Here is a 23,580-nt window from a genome sequence, read left to right as displayed (position 1 = left end):
ATATGACATCTTGCACAACAAACAAAAACTGGAAATAGGATTAAAAATTTAGGATAAAAACTTAGATATTTGGTCTTATTCCCGGTTTTTATAAGTTTATTGAAAATAGTGCAATATCTCAGTTCCTCTCAACCCAACCTACACAAACTGCCTCTTGTTGATGCTCCCACCACAAAGACAGGCATCAATGCACTACACTAGGTTATTGAAAAATATCTATTGTTTTCTCAGGATATGTAATGCAGCGCCTAAAGATATTAGCGCAGTTCTCTCGGTTGAGACGCTGGTTTGCTCAGAATTTAGGGGTGAGCACCCTTCGCAAAGAACAAGTCTATTTGGACATTGCTCAATCGGTGACGCTGACAGATGCCAGCTATTGGATTCAAGTGTTATTTTCTGCTGGGATTGCTACCCTGGGACTGGTGTTGAATAGTCCGGCCGTCATCATTGGCGCGATGCTGATTTCACCTTTAATGGGGAGTATTTTGGCAAACGGGCTGGCTTTGGCTGCTGGGGATGCGATTTTGGCGCTGCGGGCTCTTGTTAATTTAATTTTGAGCTGCGGGCTAGCTATTTCCTTTGCGGTTGTGTTGGTATTGATTTTGCCATTTCAGGAAATGACCGACGAAATTCTGGCGAGAACTCAGCCAAATTTGCTGGATTTAGTGATTGCGCTGTTTTCTGGGGCTGTGGGGGCGGTGGCTATTTGCAAGGAGGCTAAGGGGGTTGTTACGTCTATTCCGGGGGTTTCGATCGCAGTGGCGCTGATGCCGCCGCTTTGTGTTGTGGGTTATGGTATTGCAACGGCGGTGAGTGTGAGTCCTGGAAGCGGGTTGGCGGTGGCGCGGGGGGGAGGGCTGCTGTTTTTTACCAACTTAGTCGCTATTACGTTTATGGCGATGCTGGTGTTTTTGGTTCTGCACATTGATAGTTTTCCGGTGCGCGAGCGAGTGCGTTTGTGGCGGGAAACCAATGGAGAAAGCATTTGGATGCAGTCGTTGGTCGCTCGAATTCCGGCGTCGGAACGATTGAAGCGCATCGGTAGTTTGCCAAGTCGCCTGCTGCTGATTTTGATGACTATTTCATTGACTTCGATTCCTCTATATCAATCTTACAATCAACTTAGCGACGAAATCTCTCGCAAGCAGCAAGAAAATCAACTGCGTAATAACGCTACAGAAATCTGGCAAAAAAACTTTGGTAACTTTGCTGATGGCAAAGTGCGATCGTACATCAGTCAACTTTCGTTTCGAGAACAAAAGCGTAAATTGGTCGCTCAACTTCAGGTGGTTACTAGCCAGGTTTACACGGAAGCGGAACGAGAGCAATACAAGCAATTGCTGTCAGCGAAGCTGGGGAGGCCGTTGGAGTCAATTTCTCTGAATCTGATTCAAATTCCTATAGCTTCTAGCGAGCTGTTAGCAACAAAGGTTTCTGAAAAAACAATCAAGCCGGAGCCTCCTCCGACGGTTGCCCAATTGCAATCGAGTTTTTTGAACGCTGTGGAGTCTGCCCTTGATTCTCTGATTTTGCCTCTCCCGGCTCAATTGATCAGTTATCAGGCGATTACGAGCCAGGTGACGCCGTTAAGGATTCAGATTGCTTACTTTAGTCCGCGGGATCTCGATCGCGACGGCCAAGCGCTGCTGGTGGAGGATATCCGCAGTCAATTAAATTACCCGACAGCGGAGGTCAATTTCAATCGGATTGCGCCGATCGCTGGAACGGTTACTTTTGCGCTAAATCAAGCTCAAATTGCAGCAAATCAAGTTCAATTGCTCGATCGACTGGGTAAGACGGTACAGCAAAATCCTAAATTGCAGATTGAAATGAGTTCCGGCCAAGCGCCCTCGGAAGTTGGAACGCCGGCGATCGGGCGATCGGTGGCGGTTCGCAATTATTTGCAAACAAAATGGCAAATTAAGCCCGATCGCTATATTACTAAAACTGCAACTGCAACTCAACCAATTGTCCAGTTGAAAACAGTTCTCCAAAAAACGCCCCAAAATTCCTCACCTTCTGTTCAGCAGGATTCAGTCGAAGGAGAATTGACGCGCTGAATGTTTTTAACACTGGTGTCGAAAAGACGGTTCGTAGTGCGGACTTCAGTCCGCGACAAGACAGCGGACTAAAGTCCGCACTACGAACCAATCTGTTAGTAGTGGGGACTTCAGTCGGCGACAAGAGAACGGACTAAAGTCCGCACTACGAACCAATCTGTCTATGCAATCCGATCATTACAAATAGGAATTTTTTTAAATGATAGAAACGAGTCTACAAGAAGTCGGAATTGAAGACAATTTGAAGCAATTTTTACTGGTGCTTTCAGTGTCTTTGAGTGTGGCAACTCTGCCACAAATTGTTAGTTGGTTGCGCCGAATTCCCTATACGCTGCTGCTAGTAATTGTGGGAGCTGGGCTAGCTTTGGTCGATGTGCGATTGGTGAATCTTTCGCCTGAATTGATTCTGTTGATTTTTCTGCCACCCCTGCTGTTTGAAGCTGCTTGGAATTTGAAGTGGTCGAGTTTAAAACAGGATTTAATTCCTATTTGTCTTTATGCTGTTTTCGGTGTGCTGATTTCCATTGCTGGTGTGGCAATTGGTTTGAATCAATTTGCCGGTCTTTCTTTGGGAACTGCGCTGATGATTGGGGCTACTCTTTCAGCTACCGATCCGGTTTCGGTGACGGCTTTGTTTCGGGAGTTGGGGGTTGAGAAGCGTCTCAGCACTTTGATGGAAGGCGAAAGTTTGTTTAATGACGGAATGGCGGTTGTAGCGTTTGGATTTCTGGCTGCTTTTGCTCAGGGAACTGCTAAGTTATCGCCGGGGCCGATCGCGCTTCAGTTGATAACCGTGGTGGGGATTGGGCTGGGGGTTGGCGGGCTGATCGGGTTTGCGATTTCTTATCTGACGCAGCGGTTCGATTTACCTCTGGTGGAGCAGTCTCTGACGTTGGTTTCGGCCTACGGTACTTATTTGATTGCGGAGGATTTGGGCGGATCGGGGGTGATTGGGGTGGTCACGACGGGGCTAATTTTGGGCAATTTTGGTTCTCGCATCGGGATGAATCCTCGCACTCGGATTATTGTGAGTGAGTTTTGGGAATTTTTAGCTTTTTTTGTGAATTCGATTGTGTTTTTGCTGATTGGGGATCAGATTCGGTTTGGGAGTTTGGGCGAAAATTTGGATGCGATCGCGGTGACGATTGTGGCGGTGATTGTAACGCGGGCGATCGCCATTTACGGACTGGGGAGTCTCAGCAACCGTTTTGCGGCATCCGCCATTCCACTACAGGAGCAAACGGTGCTGTGGTGGGGAGGGCTACGGGGTGCGGTGTCGGTGGCTTTGGCTTTGAGCGTACCTGAAGGTTTACCGGGCCGGGAGGTGGTGATTGCGACGGTTTTTGGGACGGTGTTGTTTACTTTATTGGTACAGGGACTGACTATTCAGCCTGTTCTGAAAAAACTGGATCTGCTGGGGGATGGGCCGATGCGCGCGGAGTATTTGGAGGCGATCGCGCGTCGGGCCGCCCTGGGTAGGGTGTTGCAACGGTTGGCTGAGATGGAGGAACAGCCGGGGATCGATCGGGAGTTTTATGAGTATCAAGAATCGCTGGTTAAGGGCGAGTTAATGAGGATTGAGGCGGAGGTCGATCGGCTTCAAGATGAATATCCGGATCTCAGTACGTTTATTGCTGAGCAAATTCGAGCGGAGTTGCTGGCGATCGAGGCTGACACCTATGCTGAGTTTGTGCGATCGGGTCGCTTAAATCAAGAACTGTCTCTATTTTTGGGAGTTGAGAATATAGGGGAGTAATTAGCGAATCGCTCAAGTTATTTAATTGCCATTCCTAACAGTGTTAAGGGAACTGAACGGGTAACTGAATCAGTTCAAGCCGTTATAATGCAAAAGTAATCTGAGTATCAAGTACAAAAGTGCGCTGGCTGGGTATTCCTCAAGCACTGCCGCGCCGTTAATCCTTCTGATGGTTGCACTCATGGGCTTTGTCATCAATAGACCTCTTGCAATTCCCTTATATCTCTCCAATGATTCTTGTAAAACGGGCATCCAGCTTGTTCAAAAACTTGCTTTGCGGTGAGGTGTATTAGAAGCGTAGCATCGCGGAATATCAGAAGTGAAGCATTGAAATCGGTAAAATATGTTAAATCGTCGGCAATTTTCATCTGTTCGTTACCAAATACTGGGAATCATCACAGCCTTGGCGCTGACCATAATTTTGCTAGCTGGGCCCGTTCAAGCCGCTCGGACGGCGACATCTATTGTAGTAGATGGTCGTCCGCTTTTTAGCGTCAGCGATGCTGACTCATTAACAGCCGTCGAACGTGCCGATTTGCTCAATTTGCGACTCAAACAAATTGAGCAATCTCAAGAAACAGTTGAAGTCACAACAGAAGTTCGCAATCAATACCCCACCATTCTGGTTAATGGCAAATACTTGCTGACAGTGACTCAATCGGATCTGCAAGAAACTCGCACGCTTACCGAACAAGCTAATCTTTGGGCTGAACAACTCCGTCAAGCTTTGCAGCAAGCTCAAGAAGAAAAAAGCGCCGAATTTATCAAAAATATGCTGCTGCTGACAATGGCGATTGTAGTGCTGGCGATCGCCCTTCACAAAGGATTGGGATGGCTGTGGCGATCGGTAAAACAAGCAATTATCCAGCGATTTGTAGAGCCATCAACAGCAGAAGCTGCGGTTGCTGACTCCCCCAAATCTTTGAACTTATTATTGATCTTGACTTTGCTTGCAGCTAGGACTGCGCTTTGGATTGCCACCGTCCTTTACATTACCAATTTGTTTCCAATAAGTCGGAGTTGGAGTTACACTCTGACCAGCGGTTTAATAACCAGTTTCATTTCTCGATCGCTCTCTGTAGGGCGCAACAATTACTCCGTCACTGATCTGTTGTTTTTAGCTGCTCTCATCCTAGGATGGGTCGCCCTGAGCGGTACTATTTCAAATTTCTTTAAACTGCGAATTTTGCAAGTCACCCGCATCAGTCGAGGGAGTCAAGAAGCTGTTGCTGTGATTTCCAAATACTTGCTGATTGTTCTGGGAACGATCGTTTTGGTGCAAGTATGGGGAATCGATTTGAGTTCTCTAACAATAATCTTTAGTGCGTTGGGAGTTGGTATCGGTTTTGGGTTGCAGGACATCGCTAAAAACTTTGGTAGCGGTCTGATTTTGCTGTTTGAACGTCCGATTCGGGTAGGCGATTTTGTGAGTGTAGGTAAAATTGAAGGCACTGTTGTCCGAATTGGCGCTCGCAGTACAGTGCTTCGCAACCTCGATCAAGTTTCCATTATTTTGCCAAATTCCCGTTTCTTAGAGGATGAGGTAACTAACTGGAACTACGAGAATGCTGTTTCGCGGATCAGAATTCCGGTTAATGTTGCCTACGGCTGTGATATCAGTGAAGTTAAGGCAGCGCTGCTCAAAGCTCCGAAGGGGCATTCTGATGTATTGAATACTCCAGAACCGATTGTTTGTTTCTTGGGTTTTGGTGAGAGTTCCTTTAATTTTGAACTCCGGGTGTGGATTGCTGAACCAATGGTACAGTATCGCGTCAAAAGTGATTTATTGTTCCGTATTGAAGAACTGTTTCGAGAGCGTGAAATCGAAATTCCGTTTCCTCAACGAGATCTGCACCTCCGCTCTGGGAGCATCCCTTTGACTTTATCACCGCAACTAGAGGCAACCTTACGAAACACTTTACTCAAGTCGGAAAATAACTCAGTTGCCCCTAAATAACTTAAACTAAATTATTCCTTCTTGCTTCTTTTTTCTTCCTAATGACTAATGACTAATGACTAGATTCGCGAGATTTTAAGCTCGCACTAATAGCAACTGTCAACTGTCAACTGTCAACTATTTATTATAATACAGTTAGTTTGACCATGACAACAACAATTAATGCGCTATTTATGTTCGCACAACTGCCTTTAAATAATGGCGATCGCTTTTTGCAAGTTATCCTGATTTTTCTAGCCGGAGGGATTGGGGGATTAGCTGGAATGATAGCGATCCCAACCTTGAGATTAATATTAGCTTGGTTTGCCCCAAGCTTATTGACAAAAACTTATATTGGTGTATTGCTTGCATCTAGAAACCTAATTTTAATATTATTAACTCTGTCGGCGATGGAAGTCATGTTAGTTGTAATCCCTCACACTCAATGGCTAAAATTGATGGAGTTTTGTTTTAGTGCCGGCATCACTTTCTCTGCCGGTTGGCTAGTGTCAAGTTTATTTCGAGAAGTTTTTAATAGCACAATTTTAGGCGCAACCTTTGACTCCAACCCTAAAGTAAGAGGCGAGTCTATCTTTTTAATTCGCTATCTGGGAGATTTTGCGATCGCTGTAATAATAATTTTAGTCTTTTGCATTAGCCATAATATCAATGTTGGAGGCATACTTGCTAGCTTGGGGATTGGAGGTGTTGCTATTGCCTTTGCTGCTCAGAAAACTTTAGAACAATTTTTAGGAGGAATTGTATTAACTCTCGATCGCCCTTTTCAAGTTGGAGACTATATTGGTTTATCCGACGGGCCTATGGGCAAACAAGGCACTTTTGGACGAGTAGAAAGTATTGGTTTAAGGTCAACAAAAATTCGTACCTCTGGTAAAGGTACTCTCACAGTTATTCCTAATAATTACCTGACAGAAGTTACCATAGAGAACTATACAAGCGCCAAGAAAGTCATGTCGATTATGATGCTAGAGTTTCCCGAACAGGTATCTGCTCAGGAGCAAGCACTAATCCGCCAAACCGTGATGGAGAGCACGATGGACATTTTTGGTTTAGACTGGCGCAGCACGGAGGTTTCTTTCAGTAACAACCAAGCCCAAATTTCTTTTTTCATTTTGGGTTCTAATGAATTATCTATGGACTTGAGGCGGCAATTGCTGGATCTAACTACCCAACAAATCACCAAACAACTCCAAAAACATCATATTTCTTTTACCATTAACCAACCAACGATTTATGTGGATGCTCCAATTCCTATTTAAGCGACCAATGAAGCTAATCTTCTTATTTGTAATGGCTTTGTTTTTGGCGACTTTTCCGATGAGTTTTTCTCTAAGTGCTGACGGCCCTCATTCTCCTGTAGTAGTTGATGGCATTCCGCTATTTTATTTGCAACCTGTCGATCGGTTTTCAGCATTAGATCGTACCGAATTTGCCAATAATTTACTGGCTGATGCGATCTCTAATGATAAAGTCATAAATTTCGATGTGCGTAACGATCCTAATACAAGCGCTACCTCAATTTCTTTAAACAAGAATTACCTGTTGACAGTTACAGCCAACGATGTTTTACCAAACTTTTCTTTGTCTCAACAAGCTAAGGAATGGGAAAATATTCTAGAAAAGGCGGTCGCTAAGGCTAAAAAAGAACGAACTTCACAATACATTTTACAGCGAAGTTTGTGGATTTTAATTGGCATAGGAATTATTATAATATTGCGCTTTTTGTTGGTAATTGTCGCCAAAATAGCTAAGTGGGAAACTGGTATTTTTACAAAGGTTTTTTTTGGTTTGGCCTGGTTAGCGATCGTCCTAGTGAGTTCGGAATGGTTCCCGGTATTGCGAAGTATTCGTTATCAGATTGTTTCCCCATTTTCTCAGCCCCAGTGGCTGATATTTTTAGGAGCATTAGGAGGGTCTTTTGTATTTAGTCAATACGCTCCAGCCTTACTGAGATTTGCCATCAAAAAGCTAGATATCCAATCAGCAGAAAATATTTATCTGGAAATTGTTCAACCGAGCGATCGCCTTGTGCAATTTTCAGTCCTCTGTATTTGTATCAGTTGGTCTCTGAACTTACTGGAAACATTAGTACCAGTTGTGTATGGGCTGCTCAAACCGATTGCTAATTTATTTGTAGTTGGCTGTTTGTATTGGTTATCCACAAAACTTACTAGCCGCTACCTGCGTACCTATGGATTGAAGTTTGGGGGGAAATTTAATCCCAGTAGCGATGATGCAATTTTAGTATTTGAGACTGTGTTTAATGTCTTTATCTTTATTGTAGCACTGGTGGCATTTGCCCGCAGCGTAAACTTTGACTTGATTGGTTTGGTTGCTAGTTTGGGGTTAGTTGGTTTAGCCGTCGCCTTTGCTGCCCAAAAAATTCTTGAACAACTCATTGCTACTTTAGTATTGTATTTAGATCGCCCTTTTGTTACTGGTGACTATATCCGTCTACCCGCTGGAGATTTGGGGAAAGTAGAAAGTATTGGCTTGCGATCGACAAAAATTCGTTCCCTCGGTACGGGTACAATTATTGTGATGCCCAACTCTATCTTAGTCAGTGTAGAAATTGAAAACGTTACTCTTGCCAAAAAAATTATGGTGTTACTGTATATGGACTTTGCAAGTGCTTTAGGAGAACGAGAATATGCCCTAGTGCAGCAAGCTATCATGGAAAAAATTGCTTTTTTATCAGGAATCGATCCTAACAGCACAAATATTGCTCTCGCCGATGGATCGGGAAAAAGATTAAGGGTGAGTTTGGCAATTTTAGGCTCTCAGGATAATGCGATCGAGGTGCGTAAACGCCTACTAGAGTTAGCAAGTGCTGAAATTGCTAAATCTCTTGCAGTCCACGGTATTGTGTTTACGATGGAAAATCCTACGGTTTATGTGCAGTCCCCTGCTACTATTTGAAGACAACGCTGCCCTTACGGAAAAACTGCTTTAAAATTTCTCCGGGATTTCTGTCCCAAGTGTCGATATGTTGGTAAATTAAGCCGTCCTCATCCATTTTGTAGGTAGAGTAGCCGTTAAAGAAAATCTGAGCTTTCCAGGGTACGCGCAGTGTCCCGTGCACAGTCCAATTTGCCACAATAGTATCAGGGGCTGTCTGGCTTACGTCGTGGAGGTCGAAGTAAATCTCGTTAAAAAATAGCTGGCCGTGAAATCGCAAAGTCCAAAAGATAATGCGGTAGTTGATTTTTCCTTTAAATTTGTTGACTGGATCTTGAAAATAGATGGCTTTTGTGTAGATGTCGTAGGAGATGTCTTTCTCAAACAGCGTCGGGAGATCCGCTTTCAGGGTGTCTACTACTTGTTCTACCTGCATTTGATATTCGATCGCGCTCAAGCTACCACCTTGTGACAGTATTAATTTATAAGTTTAAATGAATAATCTCGATCGATCGCTGGAGTATCGCAGATTTGAGATTTCATCCAGTTCTGATTTTAACTCTAGCGGTATTGTCCGAGCCCACCTTTCTGCTGACCCGGACTTGGGACATCGAAACCTTGGCACAGATTTGAATGAACACCCCCACTCCTCTGACATTCTCGCAGAAATCAACAGCGGCAAGCTGTTGATGGTAGATAGCCGTCGCCGGAACGGTCTAATTTTGATTAAACGCTTTCACGCAGAGTTTGCCGGGCCGGGGGCTGCGGTTGGCGGTGCTTTTGATGTTGATTCTGTGCGGGCGATTCCGGTGGGGGATTTTTGTTTGGTTTGTCCTCAATCTCCCGAAGAAAAACAGAAAGCTTTTGAAATTCGGCGGCATTGGGTGCGGTTAACGGAACAGTTAACGGCAAAGCCTGTAGCTTTGGAACGGGCACAAATGATTTTAACTCAGTTTGAACAATATTTTGATGGGGAAACAGTGGCACAAATTCCCGATGAAGCTTTGGCACTTTTAGTAGGCGTATTTCCCCAAACTATTCGCGCGGCCAGACAAGGAAATGATGAGTTATAAATTGGTGTACATACCTGATGCGGCGCGCTGCTACAAGCTCCACTCGGCATTTTGCAAAACGACTCGATAGCCATCTGGGTCTTCAAAAGTCACTCCATTTTTGTCCCAGTAGGGGTTGTATGAGTTTACAGGCTCAAATCCAATTGCTTTCATTCGCTCAACAGCCTGCTGCCATTCTTGTTGGTTAGGAAGGTAAAAGACAATAATATTGTCTTGAGTTGGAGCGCCACCTACAATATGTCCCCGTTGATGGATGAATTCAAGGTGGTGGCTTTCTCCTGGCATCCCAACCATTACTCCGTCAAAACCTTCATGGTTTTCAAAACTATCGAGGATTTGCAGCCCTAAACCCTCTGTGTAGAAATGAACAACTTGATCAAGGCAATCAGTTGGACGAGCAACCCGTAAAACCTTTCCTTTAAGCATATATATCTTCTCCAAAGTTATTTTTGTGTTAAGCAAAAACTGGATACCGAATATTATGAGTTGTCAAAAATTTCTGCAATGCGATCGCAAGTTCGCTGATTTTCATCGGGACTCCCTACCGTAATTCGCAAACCTCCGCCTGTGTGCCGAATCAAAGTACCTCTAGCTTTTAGCTGCTGCATGATTTGTTGGTGTGCCTTTTCTGCCGATTCGCCCTCAACCGATTTAACCCGCAGATAAACGAAGTTCGCCGCACTTGGCCAAACTTGCAATTTTTGATACTGAGTTAGGGCTGCAATTAATTTGGCTCTTTCTGCAATGATTTCGGGAATTACTGCTAGCAATAACTGCCGCTGCGCTAGGGCAAACTCGGCCGCGGTTTGCGAGAAAGTGGGAAGGTTGTAGGGGAGGCGGATTTTTTCTAAGGTGGCTGTGAGTTCGGGATGGGCGATCGCATATCCGACTCTCATTGATGCTAGTCGAAATGCTTTGGAAAATGTTCGCAAAATTATCCAATTCGAGTGTTGGTGCAATCTGTCTGCTAAAGTATTTTGACTGAATTCAAAATAGGCTTCGTCAATTACTACTAAAATATCTTCGGGCAAACTTGACAACCATTCTATTTCATTGGTTGTTAAAGCATTGGCGGTGGGGGAATTGGGATGGACGACAAAGACGACGCGCACGGGGGGATTTTGATTTTGGTCGTTAGCGCAGCCCTCGGAGAGGATCGCTCTTTTTGCCGCCTCAATATCAATTTCAAAATTATCCTCTTGTCGGGCAACACTGACAACGGGAATGCCGAGGGTTTGGGCGATAATTCCATACATCGAAAAGGTGGGATTGGCGACTAAAATTGAGCCTTGGCCACCCAGACAGGTTGCAATTAAGAGCGATCGAATTAGTTCGTCGGAACCGTTGCCGACAGAAATATTGTCGGCTGTAATGGCGGTTTTTGGCTGTGTAACGCCCTCTGGGCAGATATTTTGAGATGATTCGTTGACGTATTGGGCGATCGCCTGTTTGAGTGCTGCGTGGCCTCCGTCGGGATAGCGATTTGTTTCAATTAACTGCTGGTAAGTCCAAGCTAGCTTTTGTTTTAATTCTTCTGGTAAGTCGTAGGGGCATTCGTTGGTGTCTAGGCGATCGATTACACTTTCGGAGTGCGCCGATTCTGTTGATGCGCCGCCCGGATGGGGAGTGTAGGCGGTAAGTTCGGCTAAGTCTTGGCGGATAAAAGGCAGCATAGTATGATTTCGGGTCTGAGATTGTAGATTGTCTAATTACGATTTAGTTTGACACTATTAGGGTTATTAGTCATTAGTCTCTAATATCTAGTTGGTAAACTCTTCATTCTCACAAATAAATATAGCCTTTTTCAGAAAGATGAGGTACGCGAACGGCATAGGGCATAGGGCATAGGGCATAGGGCATACCTCACTTTTTCGAGAACCGCTATAAATAACTGATGACTAATGACTAATGACTAATGACTAATGACTAATGACTAATGACTAATGACTAATGACTAATGACTAATGACCAATGACCAATGACCAATGACTAATGACTATGTTAATCGCGCCACAAAGCGATGCCGCCCAACAAACCGCTCACATTCGGCACTATGTTAACCAGTGATGGTAACTGTACAACAATCTTTTTTGTATTGCCACCGCCGATATAAAGGCGATCGTAATTAAAGAGATTTTGCAAAGACACGAGGGCTTTTTCCAGACGGCGATTCCATCTTTTCGCGCCGATTGCATCTAATGCCGATCGCCCTAATTGCTGTTCGTAAGTTTCCCCTTTGCGAAACGGGTGATGTCCTAATTCTAGATTTGGCACCAAAATACCATCGACAAATAAGGAAGAACCGAAACCGGTGCCGAGGGTAATTACTAATTCTACCCCCGTCCCAGCGATCGATCCCAATCCTTGAATATCGGCATCATTCGCCACTCGCACAGGTTTTCCCAAGCGATCTTTGAGGGTAGTTGCTAGGTCAAAATCTATCCAAGACGGATCTAAATTTACTGCGGTTTTGATGACACCGTGACGCACAACGCCGGGAAAACCCAGGGATACTCGGTCAAATTCGCCTTGTGCGCTGGCTAAAGAGGCGATCGCCTCTAGTACCGGTTCCGGTTTCGGCGGTTGAGGCGTTTCTAAACGGCTGCGTTCCGTCAGAGGTTCACCTTCAGCGTCCAAAACCATAACTTTGATGCCGCTTCCGCCAATGTCAACGGCTAAGGTGCGAGTCGATGAATCTTGTTCAGTCATTTGATTGTTGAGACTTGCAAGTTGGTCAAATTTTAATTTTTGAATTGGCAAAACTTTTGCATCGCTTCCCAAATTTCCCCTAGGACATTTCCCAAAGAATGATCGTCTTCTAATTCGATTAATTGCACCCAGGGACGGTCAGCGGCAAAACTTCTGCTAGCTTGAATCGGTATGATTGTATCATGCTTGCCGTGAAGAATTAACGTAGGGACTGACCGCATTAATTTTTCTTCAGGGTATTGAGCCATATCTGCCACAAACTGATAATTTAGCGGCAGATAGCGCTGTTCGCCATAATGATAAACTGGTAAATACTCGTCGGACTGCCACTTTTCTAACTTTTGCTGTCCCAACAGCGGCAGCCAGTGAGAGAGAAATTGAAAAGCCGGCGCTAACAAAACTATTCGTTTTACCGATAATTGTCGCTGGGCCAACCAAGCCGCTGTCAAGCCGCCAAAACTTGACCCAATGATTGTAACTCCCCCTGGATTATTTACATTTTCTGCCGGAGATGGGGAGGATTGGGTTTGCCAAAATTCTGTTTCTATTTGGTTTAATTGGCGGGTGAGGGTGAGGCTGGAAAAATCGTTTTGATTGAGATCGGGAGTTTTGAGATCGATTCCTAGGGAAGAAAAGTGCGATCGGAAATATTTAGCCTTAGCTGAATCTGGACTTGAAGCAAATCCGTGTAAATAAATGTAAGTTGAATCGTTTTGTAGATTCATCCAGAAAATTTTATGAAATTTACCAACTAATTATTTTAACTTAAATTAGTAAGGTACGCAATTCTTTTGTAGGGTGTGCACCGCGCACCGGTCGCTATAGCTAGCGCGTCAAACCACTTTTCGCCTAAGTCCTATTGATCTCTAGCTGCTTACAGCCAATCCTCCTGTGTGCAGTGCCCACCCTACAATTAACTTAATTAGTAAGGTGTCCAGTGCGTACAGGAGGATTATTAAGGTGTGCAATGCACACCCTAGGATTAACTCAAAATTACTTGTATTTTACTGCGGTTTTTGGCTGTTTTGCCTCCGGGTTTTAGCAGCTTCCCTGCGCTGCTGCATCATTTGAGATAGTTGGCTGCGCTGTTCGGGGGTGAGCACTTCTCGCATTCCTAGCATACTTTCAAATTGCGCTTCTTCTAACTGCTGTCTCAATCCCATGATTTGACGGTTTTTATCGCGCATTTGGCTGGCATTTGATGTCGCACTAGACATCATTGTTTCCAATTCTTGTCTGGCTTGGCGGACGGCTTGCATTCGCTGGGAAACTTGGTCTTTGTAGCGATCGCGCACAGCCTGCATTTTCTGCTTTTGGTCAGCGCTTAAATTGAGTTGCTCGAACAGCCCGCCTTTCTTGCCAGCGGGTCGATTGGGAGGCTGGTTTTGGGCAATTGTTTCTGCTTTGGCGGGGGCAGAAACGGCTGTCGCAGCGGCTGTAGTGCCGAGGGTTAACATTAAAACTGCTAGGGCAGAAATTCGGCGAATAGACATGAAAATTACCTCTTTGAGATTAGTTATTTGTTGGCTGTTCGCTGTCAGGGGTGACAGCGTAATTAAACAAGTCAGTTGGCGAGCGTTCCAGCAAGTTGTCCGCTGAAGGCTCCTTCAATACAGCCTCCCAGTTATTGACCAGAAATGCTTCTAGGTGTGCCGCCTCATCCTTCTGATGTTGTGCGGTAACTAAGACGCGATAACCCGATCCAAAAACTAGCAGACTTGCAGCGATCGCAGTAGGAAAAGCCCATTTGGGAAAACGGAGGATTTTTGACTTTTTAGTAGTCTCGCTCGCTCGCGCTTCTCCTAGATGATTTGACTCTACCGTCGCCTCATTCCTGTCTATTGCTGCTAAAAGTTTTAGCTCAAAATCTGGGGCAGATTCCGGAACATCTGGGCGATATTGCTTTAAAAAATTAACTAATTTTTCGTCACTATTTCCGTCCTTCATAGTTCGTGAACTCCCTGTTTTTGCAAAAATTGCCGCATAGCATTTCTGGCATAAAACACGCGAGATTTGACAGTCCCTGATGGCAGTCCCAAAATTTGGGATACTTCTTTTTGCGGGATATCTTCTAGGTCGTGCAACACCAAAACGCTGCGGTGTTCAAAGCTCAGTTGCTCCAGTCCCTGCTGCACTAAATCTTGATAGTGTAACTGCATCAAGTCGGAGCGGTGATTGTTGACAATAACTCGATCCATTGTTTCTTGATTTTTGAGCTTGGAGTCAAAAGAATGCTGTTTAGCAAATGCTTGTCTTTGGTCGGAAGCCACATTCCATGTAATTCGATAAAGCCAAGTAGCAAAATTTTCCTGTTGCTTGAGTTTGGGTAATCCTTTCCAAACCCGCAGGAATACTTCTTGTGCTAAATCGTCTAGCAGTGACGGGCCACAAAGTTGGTAAAGGGTTGACCTGACTTTGTGTTGGTAGCGTTGGTAAAGGTATCGAAAGGAAGTACGATCGCCCTTTAAGCATTTATCAACTAAGTCGGAGTCGGAACAATCATCGGTTAAAACATTGGCTGGCACACCTAACACCTGTGAAGTCTCCCCCACCTGTTCGTTATCTGAAGGCTTTAGACAGGACGATCTCGAAAAAGGTTCAAATTATTTAAAATTCTTTTTTAATGAGGTGGCAGGTAGATCAGACAGGTAGATCGGACGTACGGTTGAAACCGCGCCTATACAGACAAAACCCGGATGGTGCGCGGGTTGAAGATCGTCTTCAGTCCGCGGAGGCGGACATTGTTTGTGTAGACGCGGTTTCAACCGCCGTCTTTTCTTTACCGCAGAGTCACAAACTCTTCAGCAGTCGATGGGTGAATGCCAATAGTCACGTCGAAATCTTTCTTCGTCGCTCCCATATTAACAGCGATCGCCATTCCTTGAATAATCTCGCCCGCGTCTTTCCCCACCATGTGTACGCCCAAAACTCTGTCAGTATTAGTTTCAACAACTAACTTGACAAAAATCTTTTCATCTGCACCTGTCAAAGAGTGAAACATCGGTCGAAACTTGGCTGTGTAGCACTTAATAGAGTCGCCAAATTTAGCTTTCGCTTGCTCTTCGGTTAAACCGACTGTAGCAGCTTCCGGCTGGGAAAATACGGCTGATGCGACATTTTCATAACTAATTGCTCTCGGATTGTTGCCAAATTCCGTATCGGCAAAAGCGCGTCCTTCGGCGATCGCAATTGGCGTTAAATTAATCCGGTTGGTGCAATCTCCGACGGCAAAAATGTGCGGTTGACTGGTGCGGCTGTCTTTCGTAACTACGATCGCACCTTTTTCGGTTTCAACTCCCGCATTTTCCAAACCCAATTTTTCCAAGTTGGGCCAGCGTCCAGTAGCGCACAAAAGCGCATCAACTGTCAAGGTTTCTTCGGATTCTCCCGACAAAGTTAATTTTAAGCCTTCCGGGGTTTTTTCAATTTGGGCGATCGAGCTTCCCGTCACAAAATTGATCCCGTGCTTAACCATTCCTTCCTGCACGTTAGTGCGAATTTCTGCATCGAAGTCATTCAAAATTAAGTCCCGCCGGATGATTTGAGTTACTTGACTTCCCAAACCGTTCATAATGCAGGCAAATTCAACCCCGATGTAACCTCCTCCCCAAATTGCCAACCGTTTCGGCTGCTCTTTTATCAAGAAGATTTCGCGGGAAGTAATGGCGTGTTCGATTCCAGGAATCTCGACTCTGTGAGCTTGGCCACCGACTGCAATTAAGATTTTAGCAGCGGTGTATTTTTTGTCACCAACTTCGACGGTGTGGGCGTCGATAAATTTGGCGTATCCTGAGATTAATTCCACTCCAGCTTTTTCAAGGAAGCTGATGTGCAGTTTGCTCAGCCGCCGCACTTCTGTATCTACGCTGGTAACGAGTTTTTCCCAATCGAAACTGCTTTCTACTGGGCTCCAACCGTAGCCGATCGCATCTTCGTACAGGTGCGAAAATGTAGAGGCGTAAACCATGAGTTTTTTGGGGACACAGCCGCGAATTACGCAAGTGCCGCCTACTAAGTCATTTTCGGCGATCGCCACTTTCGCTCCGTAGGATGCCGCGCGCTTGGAACTAGCCAATCCGCCGGAGCCCGCACCTATCACAAACAAGTCGTAATCGTATGTCATAATTATCGTTAGTTTCCTATCTCAATTTTACCAATTTTACGCTTTACTTTTCTTAATGATATCTCAAAAATTTTTTGTTTTTTTTGGGGTCAACTACTTTACTTCTTCCGTTTGACATGGTATTATTAGATAATAGAAATCTGTGCGTTAATTTTAAAATTGCTCACACTCCCATTATTAGAGTATAGCACAAGCAAGTCGCTAGAAATATATAAAAATGTAACTATTTTTAGGCGGCGGCTGATGAGGGAATTGAGAAAATTGGTAATTGCTTTAACCGAAAAGACCGCCAGGGGTTTAAACCCCTGTCTAATAGCCAAAGTCCTCGGTCGAGGACTGATGAGGGAAGGATGAATTCTTTAGTTTTATTAAAGGACGTTTGGATAGGACTGATAAGTTTTTCAGTCCTCTTGAGAGGACTTTCGCTATGAGGCAGGGATTTAAACCCCTGGCGGACTGTGGGTTAAACGCAGAACCGACTGCGAGTTTAACATTTTGGTTGACAACAATCGCACTGGAATTACCCTAAAGTTTTTTGAGCTTCACAAATCATTGATAATTGCTATATTATAAACATAAATTTATTTTCGGGCTAGCTTTATGATCGAGTGGCTGGTACTCTGGGGAGCAACGGAAGCAGCAGGCATTATCGTCAAACCCATCTTAGAAGAATTAGTCAAAGACGGCGCGAAGGATTTTGCTAAAGATTTTTTTAAAGATTCCCTAAAAAACGTCATATTTGGCGAAAAAGACCCGCGACAAGTCGCTGCGGGCAAAGCGCTGAAAAAGTTTTTGGAGTTAGTACAACAGCAGTTGAAAATCAGCGGACTTTCCCCAGAACAGATTAAGCTGTATATTAAAGATGTTAAAAAGTTTATCAGCAACAAGTCAGTTAAGGAAATTTTGGGTAAGGGCTTTGAGAGCGATCGCGAATCCCTCGATGCAGAAATTCTCGAAACAACCTGGACTCAACTAGATTTAGCTGCTTTACCCGCCAGATTTAAGTGGCAAACCATCGCCAATCAGTATCTCGCCGAAGTTCAAGAAATTCTCTTTGACTCAAAAGATTTGCGGGATATCTTGAATGCTCAAAATCTGGATAGCATTCAGAAAAATACTCAAGAGATAGCTGGGATTATCCCCGATTTTGACTTGAGGCAATATCAAGAGGCTTTGTGCGAACGTTACAGCAATCTAGATTTAAGCAGCGTCGATAGCAATACCTACGATTATCGGGAAAAGCTGAAAGTTTGGCAAATTTTTATTGTGCAAGATGTGCGCTTAATTTACGAGTCATTTCTGCCGCAAGCTTACGAAATTCCCAAGGAACATCAACGGCGGTTGCAAGATTGCGATCGATTAGACGCGATCGAACTAGAAAATTTAGACAAATATCGACACGGTTATTTATCTCAGCCAATCGTCTCGGTGTTAGATGTGATCAATGACAAGTCAAATTATCCCTACATAGTGATTTTAGGCGATCCGGGTTCGGGCAAATCTACTCTGTTACAATATTTAGCATTAACCTGGGCGCGATCGCCTTTAAATAGCGTAACATCTCTCCCGATTCCGCTGCTAATAGAATTGCGGATTTACATTCGCAACGTGGAATTAGGACATTGCCAGAATTTTCTGGAATTTTGCCATAAAAATTCCGGTTTTATTTGTGACTTGAATCAGCATCAATTGCAGGAAAAGCTTAAAACCGGCGAGGCTGTGGTGATGTTCGACGGGTTAGATGAAATTTTCGATTCGGGGAAACGAGAAGATGTAATTACGGCGATTCATCGGTTTACCAATCAGTATCCGCGCGTGCGAGTGATTGTCACCTCTCGGATTATTGGTTACAAACCTCAACGGTTGCAAGATGCGGAGTTTCATCACTTTATTCTCCAAGACTTGAATCCGGCACAGATTCAGGATTTTGTGCACCGCTGGCATGAGTTGACTTTTACGGATGCTAGGGAAAAAGTGCGAATTTGCGATCGGATGAAAAGAGCGCTAGAGTATTCATCAACGATTCAAGATTTAGCGGGAAATCCGTTATTGTTAACGATTATGGCGATTTTGAATCGCAGTCAAGAATTGCCGAGAGACAGGGCAGAACTTTACAATCAAGCTTCGCGGGTATTGCTCTATCAATGGGATGTGGAAAGGTCTTTAGTAGAGGATAGCAGGCTCGATCCAAAAACGATCGATGCTAAAGATAAGCAAGAAATGTTGCGGCGAGTTGCTTGGAAAATGCAGGCAGCACCTGAAGGGTTGTCTGGCAATATTATTAGTGCGGAAGATTTGGAGGATATTCTGACAGCATATCTGAAGAATAAAGATTTTGACCAACCGAGAAACCGGGCGAAGTTAATCATTCATCAACTGCGAACGCGCAACTTTATTTTATGTTTTTTGGGTGCGGATACTTACGGGTTTATACATCGAACTTTCTTGGAATATTTCTGTGCGTCGCAAGTGGTAGAGAGATTTGAGAAGACGCGAGAACTTTCTTTAGATGAGTTGAAAACAGAGGTTTTTGGCCCGCATTGGCATGATGAATCTTGGCAGGAAGTTTTGTGCTTGATTGCAGGATTGATTGATGGACGGTTTACAGGGAAATTGATTGAGTTTTTGATTGAACAGTCTGAGGAATTTGAAAATTGTCAGAGCCTGTTTTTGGCTGCAAAGTGTTTGAACGAGGTGAGAAATAGAAAAATTATTGCTGGGATTGATAGTGAATTTCTTGAACGTTTAAAAGAGTTAACGAAGTGCCCTCTCAGCGAGCATAGCATAGGTTTTCATGTAAATGGCAAAGAAATTGAACTAATTAGGGAAATTCATACTCAAGCAGTAAGTGCGATCGCCTTGACTTGGAAAGATGACCCTAAAACCTTACTTTGGCTCAAACAACTGGCTCAATCTGATGGTGAAAATTGGGGTGTACGATATGCCGCAATCCAAGCATTAGCATGGGGATGGAAAGATGATTCCGAAATCTTACCTTTCCTCAAACAAATGGCTCAATCTCAAGATGACAATTGGGCCGTGCGACAAGCAGCAGTCCAAGAATTAGTACGTGGCTGGAAAAATGACTCAGAAACTTTACCCACTCTCAAACAAATAGCTCAATCTGATAATGATGATTACCTTGTGCGGCGTTTAGCAGTCCAAGAACTAGCATACGGATGGAAAGATGATCCTGAGACATTACCTATCATCAAACAAGTAGCTAAATTTCGCGGTGGTTGCGTTGTGCAAAGTGCAGCAGTCAAAAAATTAGTGAGATGGTGGAAAGATGACTGCGAAACATTACCTATTATCAAACAACTAGCTCAATATGGTGAGGATTCAAATGTGAGAGAAGCAGCAATTCAAGAATTAGCACGGGAGTGGCAAGATGACCAGGAAATCTTAGATATTCTCAAACAACGCGCTCAATATGATGATGATTCGGATGTCCGAGAAGTAGCAGTCCAAAAATTAGCACGTGGGTGGAAAGATGACCATGAAATCTTACCTATTCTCAAAAAATGCGCTCAATATGATAATGATTCAAATGTACGAATTGCCGCATTTTTAGAATTAGTACGTGGGTGGAAAGATGATCATGAAATCTTACCTATCCTTAAACAATGCGCTCAATATGATGATGATTGGACTGTGCGATATACAGCAGTCCAAGAATTACCACGGGGGTGGAAAGATGACTCGGAAACATTAGAAATACTTCGCGATCGATTTGCCAACGATCCAGATGAACAAGTCCGCAAGTTTGCCGAGGAACAATTGGCAAAACTAGACAAGCTGTGATATAAACAAAAAAAGGAGAAACAAGTTATGACCGTAGCCACTAAAATCCCCCAAGCTTATGCAGAAATAGTTGAGTTTTTTGCTGCTGGCGCTACTCCCGAAAGCATTCTCAACTTTCAACTATCCGAAGAAGCAAAAGAGCATATCGCCGACCTAATTTATGCACACAATAACGAAGGTTTAACCACTGATGAAAAAAGTGAATTAGACAACTATCTAATCCTAGAACATCTGATAACTCTTATCAAAGCAGTCGCTCACAAACACGTCGTCAAAGAGTAAGTTTTTTATGCCTCGTCCTTACATTAATGCCGAACTTAGGCGTTTAGTTGCTCTCCGTGCCGATCGCATTTGCGAATACTGCCTCATTGCAGAGACAGACAGAGCATCAGGCTGTCAAGTTGACCACATCATCAGCGTCAAACATGGTGGAGAAACAACAGCCGATAACCTCGCCTATGCTTGTGTTTTCTGCAACCTCCAGAAAGGAACAGATTTAGGATCAATTGTTTGGCGCACTGGAGAATTGGTGCGTTTTTTTAACCCGCGTAGAGATTTTTGGGGAGAACATTTTCGCTTAGACAAAGCTGCGATTCAACCACAAACAGATATTGGAGAAGTAACAGCACGAATTCTAGAATTTAATCACAATGAGCGGATTAGAGAGCGACAAATCTTCATAGACTTTGGTGCATATCCGTCACCAGCCGCGCAACAACGGATGACCCAGTAAATCAAGAAACATCACCCAATAATAGTATAATTAAGATCGGATAGTTTTCGGAGACAACCACTATGCAAGTCACGACCGAACAAATTATTTATCCATCCAGCGACGGCCAACCAATGGCAGATAGTACGACTCAATTTGATTTAATGGTCAAAATTCAAGAGGGTTGCGAGTCGCTGTTTAAAAAAGATCCAAACGTATTTGTAGCAGCAGATTTACTGTGGTATCCGGTTGAGGGAAGAAATGACATCTTTCAAGCACCGGATACAATGGTAATCTTTGGCAGACCAAAAGGTGACAGACTTTCCTATCTACAATTTCGCGAAGATCATATTGCTCCTCAATTTGTGTTTGAGATTCGCTCTTACAAAGACACTCAAACAAAAATGGACGAGAAACTTTCATTTTATAATCGCTATGGAGTTGAGGAATATTACGTTTACGAGCTAGAAAACAAAGATTTGAGCGGTTGGCAAAGAATGGAAGGAAATTTAGAAGTAATCGATCAGATGCGGGGATGGGTAAGTCCGAGATTGGGAATCCGATTTGAGTTGGGCGAAGATGGGTTAGAAATTTATGAACCTAATGGACAAAAGTTTCTTTCCTATTTAGAATTTGTGGAACAGATAGAATTAAACCGTCTGCGTAGAAAACAAGCAGCTAAAATATCAGAACAAGAACGTCAAAGAGCCGAACGTTTAGCAGCAAAACTGCGCGAATTGAACATCGATCCCGATCGCATTTAAGCGACAAATTGTTTAATTTAGGACTTATTCATTAAGACCAAAGAAACCGGGTTTTTTATCGTTTTTGCTGGCTATAACGAATTGTTTTCGCGAAAAAACCCGGTTTCCGACCCGCCCGTGCGTAAGTCCTATAAGCGTCCAAACGATCACCCTTCCACCCGCCAAAACCTCTCAGAAGTGTTAACTTAGTAGTACGTTGTGTCGATCGCACATAAAAACAAATGCCTGAACTACAAACCCAGACCCACCAAGACCTCCAGCAGCAAGACACCTCAAAACCCGTCATCGTCGGCCTGCAAGACGTAACAAAAGTTTACGGCATTGGCGACCTAGAAGTGCGCGCCCTAAATGGCGTAAGTTTGACAGTCACGCAAGGAGAATATTGCTCGATTATGGGCGCATCGGGTTCTGGCAAATCTACAGCCATGAATATTATCGGCTGTCTCGATCGCCCTACGAGCGGCAGTTACTACCTAGACGGCGTAGATGTCGCCCAAATGCCCGAAGCAGAATTAGCCGGAATTCGCAATTTAAAATTAGGTTTTGTCTTCCAACAATTTCACCTGCTAGCTCAATTAACAGCCTTAGAAAATGTCATGTTACCGATGGTTTATGCAGGCATTCCCGCAGCCGAAAGACGCGAACGGGGCGTAGACGCTTTAACGAAAGTAGGCCTGCAAAGTCGGCTGCAAAATAAACCGAATCAACTATCAGGAGGACAGCAGCAGCGCGTAGCCATCGCCCGCGCGATTGTCAACCGTCCGGTATTGTTGCTTGCAGATGAACCGACTGGTGCATTGGATACTAAAACCACTCAAGAAGTAATGGATATTTTTACAGAATTTAATGAAAGCGGCATGACTGTGGTGATGGTGACTCACGAACCGGAAGTGGCGCGTCAAACTCGCCGCGTGGTCTGGTTCCGCGACGGTGAAGTTATTCATAATAATCTCGATCCGGCAGAGCTTTCTCACGCAGTATTTTAAAATTTTGTAATTAGTTATTAGTTATTAGTTATTGGTTATTGGTTATTTGTTACCTGTTACAAATAACCAATAACCAATAACTAATTAAAAGCACTCGGAAAAGCAGCCCAAACTCGATCGACAAAATCTCTAAGTTGCCGAGACGCGATCGCGCTATCCTTCTTATCAGAATCCAGAGACTGCAACTGAGTCAACAGCGAAATCACCTCAGTATCCAGCGCCGCCCGAAACAAACTCAACGGCCAAAGCAAATCAGCACCATCTCGCAAATCCGATAAAGTGTATTCTTCCGGCCACTTTTGCGAGAAATCCTTCCCCGATACCAATCCAACCAACATTAGAGGGCGCACCCAACAAATTTGACGTGCTTCAACCACTTCAATCACCTCTGAATGCAGGCACGCATTTCCACATTCTAAACTGACAATTTGACCGGGTTTAAAGTTCAAAGCACAATCCATTAATGCTGACCCTTAATACAGACAATAACAAGCAAAATAAGTGCCACAACTCTCTACAGCACCAAAAAACATTATATCACCAAAAAACGAGAGGGAAGCCCCTGGCTTTAGACATGAGGAGGAACTCGGTAGCGGTTTCAACCGCCTTCAAATTTTTTTTTGTATTGGTTGTTTTGTAGGCATACTTTACCCTGGAATTGCGAATACTATGCTAATATAAACCAAGGAGGAAAACAGAATGTATGGATGCCAGCAAAATCTAATCAGTCCAGGCAAA

Annotated in this window: 21 protein-coding genes; 11 read left to right on the top strand and 10 right to left on the bottom strand. The window is 44.1% G+C overall.

The genetic code is table 11. The features are described from left to right. Positions 1-239: 239 nt before the first annotated feature. From K4039_RS19645 to K4039_RS19625, 5 genes are all read left to right on the top strand, one after another. On the top strand, positions 240-2,060 hold the full coding sequence (locus tag K4039_RS19645; protein ID WP_265237718.1) for a DUF389 domain-containing protein: 1,821 nt from the start codon (positions 240-242) through the stop codon (positions 2,058-2,060). A 199-nt stretch (positions 2,061-2,259) separates the two neighbouring features. After that, positions 2,260-3,816, top strand: a complete 1,557-nt coding sequence (locus K4039_RS19640; protein ID WP_265237716.1) for a sodium:proton antiporter — start codon at positions 2,260-2,262, stop codon at positions 3,814-3,816. A gap of 343 nt (positions 3,817-4,159) precedes the next feature. Further along, positions 4,160-5,773 (top strand): mechanosensitive ion channel family protein, encoded by a 1,614-nt coding sequence (locus K4039_RS19635; RefSeq protein ID WP_265237714.1) that lies wholly within the window; start codon positions 4,160-4,162, stop codon positions 5,771-5,773. Positions 5,774-5,919: 146 nt separating this feature from the next. Continuing rightward, on the top strand, positions 5,920-7,032 hold the full coding sequence (locus tag K4039_RS19630; RefSeq protein WP_265237713.1) for a mechanosensitive ion channel family protein: 1,113 nt from the start codon (positions 5,920-5,922) through the stop codon (positions 7,030-7,032). Between the two features lie 7 nt (positions 7,033-7,039). After that, the gene (locus K4039_RS19625; protein WP_265237712.1) at positions 7,040-8,692 is read left to right on the top strand and encodes a mechanosensitive ion channel family protein; all 1,653 of its coding nucleotides are present in this window, start codon (positions 7,040-7,042) and stop codon (positions 8,690-8,692) included. Here K4039_RS19625 and K4039_RS19620 read toward each other — a convergent pair. Further along, on the bottom strand, positions 8,685-9,107 hold the full coding sequence (locus K4039_RS19620; RefSeq protein ID WP_265237749.1) for a DUF2358 domain-containing protein: 423 nt from the start codon (positions 9,105-9,107) through the stop codon (positions 8,685-8,687). The genes K4039_RS19625 and K4039_RS19620 overlap by 8 nt on opposite strands. A gap of 58 nt (positions 9,108-9,165) precedes the next feature. On the opposite strand from K4039_RS19620, the gene K4039_RS19615 reads away from it, so the two are divergent. Then, positions 9,166-9,744, top strand: a complete 579-nt coding sequence (locus K4039_RS19615; protein WP_265237710.1) for a hypothetical protein — start codon at positions 9,166-9,168, stop codon at positions 9,742-9,744. A 30-nt stretch (positions 9,745-9,774) separates the two neighbouring features. Here K4039_RS19615 and K4039_RS19610 read toward each other — a convergent pair whose 3' ends face one another. The 8 genes from K4039_RS19610 to gor all read right to left on the bottom strand — a co-directional run bounded on the left by K4039_RS19610 (position 9,775) and on the right by gor (position 16,576). Further along, positions 9,775-10,170 carry a VOC family protein gene (locus K4039_RS19610; protein ID WP_265237708.1) on the bottom strand — a complete coding sequence of 132 codons (396 nt, stop codon included), beginning with the start codon at positions 10,168-10,170 and terminating at the stop codon, positions 9,775-9,777. Between the two features lie 53 nt (positions 10,171-10,223). Continuing rightward, the gene (locus tag K4039_RS19605; protein WP_265237706.1) at positions 10,224-11,417 is read right to left on the bottom strand and encodes a histidinol-phosphate transaminase; all 1,194 of its coding nucleotides are present in this window, start codon (positions 11,415-11,417) and stop codon (positions 10,224-10,226) included. Positions 11,418-11,745: 328 nt separating this feature from the next. Then, on the bottom strand, positions 11,746-12,453 hold the full coding sequence (locus tag K4039_RS19600; RefSeq protein WP_265237704.1) for an ROK family protein: 708 nt from the start codon (positions 12,451-12,453) through the stop codon (positions 11,746-11,748). 32 nt (positions 12,454-12,485) lie between these two features. After that, positions 12,486-13,178, bottom strand: a complete 693-nt coding sequence (locus K4039_RS19595) for a YqiA/YcfP family alpha/beta fold hydrolase (protein ID WP_265237702.1) — start codon at positions 13,176-13,178, stop codon at positions 12,486-12,488. Between the two features lie 279 nt (positions 13,179-13,457). After that, on the bottom strand, positions 13,458-13,946 hold the full coding sequence (locus K4039_RS19590; RefSeq protein WP_265237700.1) for a Spy/CpxP family protein refolding chaperone: 489 nt from the start codon (positions 13,944-13,946) through the stop codon (positions 13,458-13,460). A gap of 19 nt (positions 13,947-13,965) precedes the next feature. Beyond that, positions 13,966-14,400 (bottom strand): hypothetical protein, encoded by a 435-nt coding sequence (locus tag K4039_RS19585; protein ID WP_265237698.1) that lies wholly within the window; start codon positions 14,398-14,400, stop codon positions 13,966-13,968. Then, positions 14,397-14,987: a sigma-70 family RNA polymerase sigma factor gene (locus K4039_RS19580; RefSeq protein ID WP_265237696.1), complete on the bottom strand. Its 591-nt coding sequence runs from the start codon at positions 14,985-14,987 to the stop codon at positions 14,397-14,399. The genes K4039_RS19585 and K4039_RS19580 overlap by 4 nt, the downstream gene beginning before the upstream one ends. Before the next feature lie 245 nt (positions 14,988-15,232). Continuing rightward, on the bottom strand, positions 15,233-16,576 hold the full coding sequence (gor, locus tag K4039_RS19575) for a glutathione-disulfide reductase (RefSeq protein ID WP_265237694.1): 1,344 nt from the start codon (positions 16,574-16,576) through the stop codon (positions 15,233-15,235). Positions 16,577-17,176: 600 nt separating this feature from the next. Between gor and K4039_RS19570 the strand changes: the two genes are divergently transcribed. The 5 genes from K4039_RS19570 (at position 17,177) to K4039_RS19550 (ending at position 22,842) form a co-directional block, all read left to right on the top strand. Beyond that, complete coding sequence (locus K4039_RS19570; RefSeq protein WP_265237692.1) at positions 17,177-20,380, top strand: NACHT domain-containing NTPase; 3,204 nt, start codon at positions 17,177-17,179, stop codon at positions 20,378-20,380. 27 nt (positions 20,381-20,407) lie between these two features. Then, positions 20,408-20,662, top strand: coding sequence for a hypothetical protein (locus K4039_RS19565; RefSeq protein WP_265237690.1), 255 nt, complete (start codon positions 20,408-20,410; stop codon positions 20,660-20,662). A gap of 7 nt (positions 20,663-20,669) precedes the next feature. Then, positions 20,670-21,113 (top strand): HNH endonuclease, encoded by a 444-nt coding sequence (locus K4039_RS19560; protein WP_265237688.1) that lies wholly within the window; start codon positions 20,670-20,672, stop codon positions 21,111-21,113. A 62-nt stretch (positions 21,114-21,175) separates the two neighbouring features. Further along, a complete protein-coding gene (locus K4039_RS19555) occupies positions 21,176-21,856 on the top strand; it encodes a Uma2 family endonuclease (protein ID WP_265237686.1) in 681 nt (226 codons plus the stop codon). Positions 21,857-22,077: 221 nt separating this feature from the next. Further along, on the top strand, positions 22,078-22,842 hold the full coding sequence (locus K4039_RS19550; RefSeq protein ID WP_321161633.1) for an ABC transporter ATP-binding protein: 765 nt from the start codon (positions 22,078-22,080) through the stop codon (positions 22,840-22,842). A gap of 80 nt (positions 22,843-22,922) precedes the next feature. On the opposite strand, the gene K4039_RS19545 is transcribed toward K4039_RS19550, so the two are convergent. Next, complete coding sequence (locus tag K4039_RS19545) at positions 22,923-23,303, bottom strand: hypothetical protein (RefSeq protein ID WP_265237684.1); 381 nt, start codon at positions 23,301-23,303, stop codon at positions 22,923-22,925. Positions 23,304-23,580 lie beyond the last annotated feature (277 nt).

Source organism: Lyngbya sp. CCAP 1446/10, from assembly GCF_026130175.1.
Lineage (GTDB): Bacteria > Cyanobacteriota > Cyanobacteriia > Cyanobacteriales > Microcoleaceae > Microcoleus.
This window is presented reverse-complemented; position numbering and strand designations above follow the sequence as displayed.